The sequence below is a fragment of the Pedobacter sp. genome (assembly GCF_045627485.1).
GTDB lineage: Bacteria > Bacteroidota > Bacteroidia > Sphingobacteriales > Sphingobacteriaceae > Pedobacter.
Genome location: NZ_JAZQNU010000207.1, coordinates 1 through 1,852, shown reverse-complemented (window position 1 = coordinate 1,852; position 1,852 = coordinate 1). Strand labels below are relative to the sequence as shown.

The window sequence follows — 1,852 nt, the reverse complement described above, 5'->3', positions numbered from 1 at the left end:
TTGGGCACACGCACACCGCGAGTTGGTACGGGCGCTGGACAATGACCGGCCAAGAGCGGAAAAAGGTAGTCGGATACATCCAGCAGCTGTATGCTGTTGAGCGGAAGGCAAGGGATGCAGAAGCAACCAAACAACTCCGCTTGGAGGAAGCCTTCCCGGTGGCTAATGAGCTTGGGATGTGGATCGGCAGGGAGATAAAAACTACATTACCAAAAAGTCAGATCGGAAAAGCCATGGACTATGCGGCCCACAGGTGGGATCCCTTGACTGAACACCTTAAAGACGGAAGCCTGTGGATATTACGGTTCGGATGGGCGGATACTAAAAATAACAAATTTATTGACACAATTCTGGATATCAACTGTTGACACATTAGGCTGAATATCAATAAGTTCGTTGGTGTCAAATTTTAATTAAAAAGTTATGAAAAAGTTCACATTAATTATTGGGTCGATATTATTAATACAACCTTTAATTGCACAAGATTTTTTGAATTCCAATGATTCTGACCCCACCAAAATGGGATGGATGAAGGGGTTTCCACCTCCGAAAGACCGTACCGTTTCTGCAGCAGATGGTAGTTTCTTTAATTTTCCTGCATTACGTTACAGCGTTTGCCATATGAGAAAGTTCCTCCCCACCACTGTAGTTCAATCGGCACAAGACAATCGCTTTAACTTTTCCGTAGACCTTGATAAAGCATTAGATACCATTACGTTTACCGTTATGGGTACAACCGAAAGGACGACCTGGAAAGAATCATTAGATAAAGTTTACACAGATGGTGTTATCGTTTTGCACGATGGAAAAATTGTGTATGAAAAATATTTCGGCGAATTAAAGCCTGATGGCATCCACGCATTGATGTCGGTTAGCAAAACCTTTACGGGCACCTTAGGCGCTTTGTTGGTTGCTGAAGGCGTTCTTGATGAAAATAAAACCGCCGGGGAGTATGTACCTGAATTAAAGAAATCGGGCTTTGGTGATGCTACCGTCCGCCAAATTCTGGATATGACAACCGCACTAAAGTATAGCGAAGATTATTCGAATCCCAAATCCGAAATATGGACGTATTCGGCCGCAGGAAATCCCTTCCCAAAACCAGCCGGATATAACGGTCCGCAAAACTATTATGAATATTTGGAAACCGTTAAAAAAGAAGGAACACACGGGCTGGCATTTGGTTATAGAACAATCAATACCGATGCGATGGGCTGGATCATCAGTCGTGTAACTGGAAAAAGCATTCCAGAGCTACTTTCAGAACGGCTCTGGAAACCACTAGGTACACACTTCGATGGATATTACCAGGTAGACGGCTCAGGAATTGCTTATGCAGGAGGAGGATTCAACGTCAATTTGAGGGATCTGGCCAAGTTTGGTGCGATGGTATGTAATAACGGCTTCTTCAATGGAAAACAGATACTTCCCTCAAAACTTGTAAAAGAGTTCAGTGCAGGCGGTAGCCAGAAAGCATTTGAAAAAGCAGGATACACTAATTTGAAAAACTGGAGCTACAAGGATATGTGGTGGGTTACAGACAACCAGGACGGGGCTATTAGCGCCCGGGGGGTTCACGGACAAGCGATCTATGTAGATCCAGTCGCTAAAATGGTAATTGTAAGGGTTGCATCGCATCCGTTAGCTGCAAATCAAGCAAACGATCCTTATTCGCTACCTGCTTATAAAGCGCTAGCGAAGTATTTTGTCAGTAAAAAATAAGGATCATGAAAAAATTTATTTTACTCCTGGTATCCCTGGTTTCCTACCTGGGTGCTTTTTCACAGGGCCATTACTCAGGTTCCTCTTTTAATCCAGGAGATTATTTTGCACCGCATGAAGGTTGGATTAT

General features: G+C 43.5%; 2 protein-coding genes. Both read left to right on the top strand.

Translation table 11 applies throughout. The features are described from left to right. Window positions 1–368: IS66 family transposase (locus tag ACR2F3_RS16170; RefSeq protein WP_432711023.1), on the top strand; the 368-nt coding region annotated here is incomplete at its 5' end. Between the two features lie 55 nt (window positions 369–423). After that, a complete protein-coding gene (locus ACR2F3_RS16165; protein ID WP_432711022.1) occupies window positions 424–1,722 on the top strand; it encodes a serine hydrolase domain-containing protein in 1,299 nt (432 codons plus the stop codon). The last annotated feature ends 130 nt before the right edge of the window (window positions 1,723–1,852 follow it).

What these genes read in the sequence shown, in the direction of transcription:
- ACR2F3_RS16165 (WP_432711022.1), top strand. Translation starts at nt 424, where the DNA reads ATGAAAAAGTTCACATTAATTATTGGGTCGATATTATTAATACAACCT.